The organism is Kineococcus indalonis (assembly GCF_009906395.1).
In the GTDB taxonomy this organism is placed as follows: Bacteria; Actinomycetota; Actinomycetes; order Actinomycetales; family Kineococcaceae; genus Kineococcus; species Kineococcus indalonis.
Genome location: NZ_JAAALM010000261.1, coordinates 1 through 5677 on the forward strand (window position 1 = coordinate 1; position 5677 = coordinate 5677).

Here is a 5677-nt window from a genome sequence, read left to right on the forward strand (position 1 = left end):
CGGCCACCGCCGCCAGCTGCGCGTACGTCGCCGCGGTGCCCGCCCCGGCGCGCTCGGCGAGCACGCGCAGGTGCGCGGCGACGGTGCCGGCGTCCCCGCGGGCGACCGGCCCGGTCAGCGCGGCGCTGCCGGCGTCCAGCGCGTTCTCCAGCGCGGCGGCCAGCAGCGGGCGCAGCACGTCGGGCGCGGCGTCGCCGACGGCACCGCGCGCGGCCTCCAGGGCCTGCGCGACGAGGGTGACGAGGTGGTTCGCGCCGTGCGCCAGGGCCGCGTGGTAGAGCGCGCGGTCCTCCTCGGCCACCGGCACGGGCACCGCGCCCCACTCGCGCACCAGGGCGTCGGCCACCGGCAGCAGCAGCGGGGGGACGGTGACGGCGACCGCGGCGCCGCGCAGCCGGCCCAGGTCCAGGGAGGTCCCGGTGAACGTCATCGCCGGGTGCAGCGCGGCGGGCAGCGCCCCGGCGGCGGTCAGCGGCGCCAGCACCCCGGTGCCGTGCAGGCCGCAGGTGTGGGCGACGAGCTGGCCGGGGCGGGCGCTGCCGGCCAGCTGCGCGGCCAGCGGGGCCAGGGCGTCGTCGGGCACGGCCAGCAGCACCAGGTCGGCGCCGAACGCCTGCGCCGGCTGCACCCACGGCACGCCCGGCAGCAGGGCCTCCACGCGCTCGGCGGCGGCGCGGGTGCGCGCGGCGATGCCGGTGACGCGGTGGCCGGCGGCGCGCAGCGCGGCGCCGAGCACGGGGCCCACGCGCCCGGCGCCGACGACGGCGACGTCCAGGCGCCCGGCGGAGTCCACCGCGGAACCCTAACCCCGGGCCCGGCGGCGCCCCCGCACCGCCCCGGGACGCGGGACGCCCGCCGCGACCGGGTGGTCGGGCGGGCGTCCGGGGCGGGGTCGCGTCAGCCGGCGAGGATCGCGGCCTGCTCGGCGCGCAGGGCGTCGATGAGCCGGCCCTCGGGCAGGACGACGTCGTCGTAGGTGAGGACCTCGTCCTTCTTGACGTCGCGCTTGAGGGTGCAGCCCTCGGCCACGCCCATGGGCAGCAGGTTCTGCGCCCTCGTGACGTCGTAGCGCTCGGCCACGCCGTAGGTGTCGTACCCGCCGAGGCGGTCGATCGTCCTGCCCGCGCTCAGGTCGGTCTTGGCCGTGGTGACGACCTCGACGGTGACCGTGTCGCCCGGCACGATGGCCGCGTCGCGGAAGAGCACCGCGCGCGCCACGGTGAGCGGCACCTCGAAGTGGCACAGGTGGTACGGCGTGTAGAACGAGTACAGCGGCCCCTCGCCCAGCTTGTACAGGTTGAGGTAGTGCTGCTGCTTGGGGTCGTCGTGGGTGCCCAGGACGTACACGCCCGGGCCCGGCTTGGCGCCCACGACGTAGTCCACGACGCCGCCGAGCTCCTTGAGCTGGTCCACGTCGTACTTCGCCGTCAGCTCGTCCACGTGCCCGTGGTGGTCGGCGCCGCGCATGCCGCGCCGCTCCACGGTGAACCCGGCCGCGTTGGCGACGAGGGCCTGCTCGAAGGACACCTTGGTGCCGTCGGCGAAGCTCGTCACCATGTACGGGTCCTGGCCCCACTTCCTCGCGAACCCCTCCTGGGTGGTGGGGTTGCGGTACTCGTCCTGCAGGCCCTTGATGTTGCCCGCCACCAGCGGCGTGACGCCGATGGAGCGCACGAAGCGCAGCAGGTTCATCTGCACGCCGGGCTGGTCGCCGTCGGCGCCGGTGTAGACCACGCCGGCCTTCTCGGCGCGCTTGCGCAGCGCCAGGCCGGCGGTGCCGTCGACCTCGGCGTTGAGCAGCACGACGTGCTTGCCGGCCTCGATGGCCCGCACCACGACGTGGGCGCCGTACTCGGTGTTGCCGGTGGCCTCCACGACGGCCTCGACCTGGCCGGCGTCGACGACCGCCTCGTAGGAGGCGGACACCACGGGGGTGCCGGCGGAGACGGCGCGGTCGACCGCGGCGGCGTCGTCGGCCTCGACCACGCCGGTCAGCCCGGCCTGCTCGTAGGCGTCGCGCGCCTTGGACACGGTGCGGTTGGCGATGGCCACGAGCTCCATGCCGGGCACGGAGTTCACGACCTGGTTGACCACGCCGCGGCCCATGAACCCGGCGCCCACGAGGGCCACGCGGATCGGGCGGCCCTCGGCCTGGCGCTGCTTGAGCGCGTTGTCGACGATGATCACGACAGCACCGCCCCGTCGGCCAGCAGCGTCCAGGACTTGTCCTTCTCGCTGATGACGGCGACGTCGCGGGCCCAGGGCAGGGCCAGGTCGGGGTCGTCGTAGCGCAGGCCGCGCTCGGTGCCCGGGGTGTACTTCTGGCTCACCTGGTACACGACCTCGGCGCCGTCGGTCAGCGTGAGGTACCCGTGCGCGAAGTACGGCGGGACGTACAGCGCGCGGCGGTTCTGCGCGGTCAGCTCGACGGCCACGTGCTGGAGGTACGTGGGCGAGCCCGGGCGCAGGTCGACGATGACGTCCTGGATGGCGCCGGCGGTGCAGCGCACCAGCTTCGCCTCCGGGGCCGGGTCGACCTGGGTGTGCATGCCGCGCAGCGTGCCCGCGAGGTGGTTGTACGACAGGTTGCACTGCTCGACGGCCGGGACGAGACCGGCCGCCTCGAACTCGTCGCGGCAGAAGGTGCGGGCGAAGAAGCCGCGCTCGTCGGCGCGCTCCTCGAGCTCGACGATCGCGACGCCCTCGACGTGGGTGGTGCTGATCCTCACTCGGCCACGCCCTCGGAACCGGCGAAGCTGCGCCAGAACAGGTCCTTGTCGAGCTGCTCGGTGCGGATGAGGTGCTCCAGCTGCTTCAGGCGGGTGTGCCCGCGGCCGGTGAAGGTCGCCTCGTCCAGGTCGATGGCCTTGAAGACCTCGACGAGCTGGGCGGCGCCCTTGTCGGCGTCCCAGTCGCACGAGAAGCCCGGCAGGGCCTCGTGGATCTTGTCGAAGTTCACCTTGTAGCTGCGGTTGTCGCCGTTGCTCTGCCCGAAGGTGACCTGCGCCTCGGGCAGCGCGCGGCCGACGGCCTCGGCGATCTCGCGCACGCGGTAGACCTGCTTGGAGTCGCCCACGTTGAAGACCTGGTTGTGGATCGCCTCGCGCGGGGCGTCGAGCACCGCGCGGATCGACTTGGCGATGTCCAGGCCGTGCACGAGCGGGCGCCAGGGCGAGCCGTCGGAGGTCATGGCGATCTTGCCGGTGGTGAAGGCCAGGCCCGCGAGGTTGTTCAGCACGATGTCGAAGCGCTGGCGCGGGGAGGCGCCGTAGGCGGTGGCGTTGCGCATGAAGGTCGGCGAGAAGTCGTCGTCGGCCATCGGGGCGACGTCGCGCTCGACGAGCGCCTTGCACTCGGCGTAGGCGGTCTGCGGGTTCACCGGCGAGGTCTCGTCGACGGTGTCCTCGGCGACGCCGTACACCGAGCAGCTCGACATGTAGACGAAGCGCTGCACGCCGGCGCGCTTGGCCATCTCGGCCAGGCGCACGGAGCCCTTGTGGTTCACGGTGAACGTGACGTCGGGGATGAGCTCGCCCAGCGGGTCGTTGGACAGCTCGGCCATGTGCACGACGGCGTCGGCGCCGGCCAGGTCGGCCTCGGTGACGTGGCGGATGTCCTTGGCGAGGGTCTCCACCGAGGCGGGCACGCCGTTGTACAGCCAGCCGTTCTTGTAGTAGCCGGTGTCGATGCCCAGCACCGAGTGGCCGGCGTCGAGCAGGGTCGGGGCGAGCAGGCAGCCGAGGTAGCCCTCGGTACCGGTGACGACGATCTTCACGGGTGGTTCTCCGGTTCCCTCGGTGCTCAGTCTTCCCAGGTCTTCCACGGGGCCTTGCCGGAGTCCCAGAGCTTGTTGAACTCGGTCCACTCGCGGAAGGTGTCCATGCCCAGCCAGTACCCCTCGTGCTGGGAGACGGTCAGCTGCCCGTCGCGCGCGACGCGCTGCAGCGGGGCCTGCTCCAGCATCATGTCGGGGTCGTCCTCGAGGTACTTGTCCGCGAACGCGCGGTCGAAGACGAAGAACCCGCCGTTGACCCAGCCGTCGGCCAGGGTCGGCTTCTCGTTGAACTCGGTGACGGTGTCGCCGGTGACGTGCATCTCGCCGTAGCGCGAGCTGGGGTGCACCGCGGTGACGGTGGCCAGGCGGCCGGCGGCCTCGTGGTCGCGCAGCGTCTTGGCGATGTCGACGTCGCCGAGGCCGTCGCCGTAGGTGAGCAGGAACTTGTCGGCGGTCAGGTGCTGCTCGACGCGCTTGATGCGGGCGGCGGTCGCGGTGGTCAGGCCGGTCTCGACGAAGGTGATCTCCCAGTCCTCCTGCACACCGTTGGTGTGGTAGGTCGGGGCGTCCTGCGAGGAGAGGTTCAGCGTGAAGTCGCCGGCGTTGATCCGGTAGTCCAGGAAGTAGCGCTTGATGAGGTCGCTCTTGTACCCCAGGCACAGCACGAACTTGCGGAAGCCGTACGAGCTGTACAGCTTCATGATGTGCCACAGGATCGGCCGGCCGCCGATGTCGACCAGCGGCTTGGGCAGCTTCTCGCTGGCCTCGCGCAACCTGGTGCCCATGCCTCCGCAGAGGATGACCACCGGGATCTCGGACACGGGCGTCGCAGCGCTCATCGTCAGTTGTTCCCTCACTCGATCCGACGGACGTCGACCGGCCGCCGCGGGCCGCGGCGCCTGGACAGGTGGGGGCAGCACTCGGAGACGCTCACCGGCCGCGGATCGAACCCCCCACGAATTCGCGCCGCCGGATCCCCGTCGAGGTGCGTGCCGAGGCTACTACAGGGCTCCCTGCACGGAGCGTGATATGTGCTCCTCACCGCCCAAGACTCCCCGTCCGGGGGTACTCGACCCGAATCACCTCACGCAGTGCTCCACATCGGTCACTCACAGGTGGCCCCGGTGGCCCCCGCGGCGCGCCCCGGCCAGGCCCTACCCTCCTGGTGTGGGCCGCTTCGAGAACGTCGCCACGCTCGCCCGCCCCTTCGAGGGCTCGGTCGCCGTCGACCTCGCCTGCGGCACCGGCCGCACCACCCGCGCGCTGCTGCACGCCCGCCCCCGGCTCGTGCACGCCGTCGACGTCGGCTCCACCCTCGACGACGACCTCCTGCTGGATGAGCGCGTGCGCGCCCACATCGCCGACCTCGAGGACCTGCCCCTGGACGACGGCGCCGCCGACGTCGCCGTCTCCCTCAACGCCGTCGAGCACCTGCACGACGTCGACGCCCACCTGGCCGAGGTGCACCGCGTGCTGCGCCCCGGCGGCACCGCGGTCCTGGCCCACTCCGACTGGGACACCGCCCTGTTCACCAGCGACGACGACGCCCTCACCCGCACCCTGCTCGACCGCTTCGTCGCCCACGTCCCCGCCGGCGGCTCCGCCGTGGACGGCTTCGCCGGGCGCAAGCTGCTGCGCCACGCCGCCCGCAGCCCCTTCACCGTGGAGTCCGTGCACTCCTGGGCCGACCCGCACCGGCGCTTCGACGAGGGCTCGGTGGCCTGGAAGGTCGCCACCGGCGTCCTCGCCGCCGTCGCCGACGACCCCGACCTCGCCGCCCGCGCCGCCGGCTGGATCGAGGGCCTGCGCCGCAGCGCCCGCGCCGGGGAGTTCCTCTTCACCGTCACCGACGTCGCCGTCGTCCTGCGCCGGGACTGAGCCGCCCCCTCCCCCACCCCCGAG

General features: G+C 73.0%; 6 protein-coding genes. 1 reads left to right on the plus strand and 5 read right to left on the minus strand.

The genetic code is table 11. The annotated features are described in order from the left end of the window. The 5 genes from GTR00_RS13170 to GTR00_RS13190 all read right to left on the minus strand — a co-directional run. The coding region (locus GTR00_RS13170) for a Rossmann-like and DUF2520 domain-containing protein (protein WP_166612068.1) at nt 1-793 on the minus strand (793 nt) is incomplete at its 3' end. Nucleotides 794-897: 104 nt separating this feature from the next. Beyond that, nucleotides 898-2187 (minus strand): NAD(P)H-dependent oxidoreductase, encoded by a 1290-nt coding sequence (locus tag GTR00_RS13175; RefSeq protein WP_166612069.1) that lies wholly within the window; start codon nt 2185-2187, stop codon nt 898-900. Beyond that, entirely contained in the window at nt 2184-2729 is a 546-nt protein-coding gene (gene rfbC, locus GTR00_RS13180) for a dTDP-4-dehydrorhamnose 3,5-epimerase (protein ID WP_166612070.1), read from the minus strand. Before rfbC ends, GTR00_RS13175 begins: the two co-directional genes overlap by 4 nt. Continuing rightward, on the minus strand, nt 2726-3775 hold the full coding sequence (locus GTR00_RS13185) for an NAD-dependent epimerase/dehydratase family protein (RefSeq protein WP_166612071.1): 1050 nt from the start codon (nt 3773-3775) through the stop codon (nt 2726-2728). Before GTR00_RS13185 ends, rfbC begins: the two co-directional genes overlap by 4 nt. 26 nt (nt 3776-3801) lie before the next feature. After that, nucleotides 3802-4560, minus strand: coding sequence for a sugar phosphate nucleotidyltransferase (locus GTR00_RS13190; RefSeq protein ID WP_240900085.1), 759 nt, complete (start codon nt 4558-4560; stop codon nt 3802-3804). Between the two features lie 382 nt (nt 4561-4942). Here GTR00_RS13190 and GTR00_RS13195 point away from each other — a divergent pair, with 382 nt between their 5' ends. Continuing rightward, nucleotides 4943-5653: a methyltransferase domain-containing protein gene (locus tag GTR00_RS13195; protein WP_166612073.1), complete on the plus strand. Its 711-nt coding sequence runs from the start codon at nt 4943-4945 to the stop codon at nt 5651-5653. Nucleotides 5654-5677: the final 24 nt, after the last annotated feature.

What these genes read in the sequence shown, in the direction of transcription:
- GTR00_RS13190 (WP_240900085.1), bottom strand. Translation starts at nt 4,560, where the DNA reads ATGGGCACCAGGTTGCGCGAGGCCAGCGAGAAGCTGCCCAAGCCGCTG.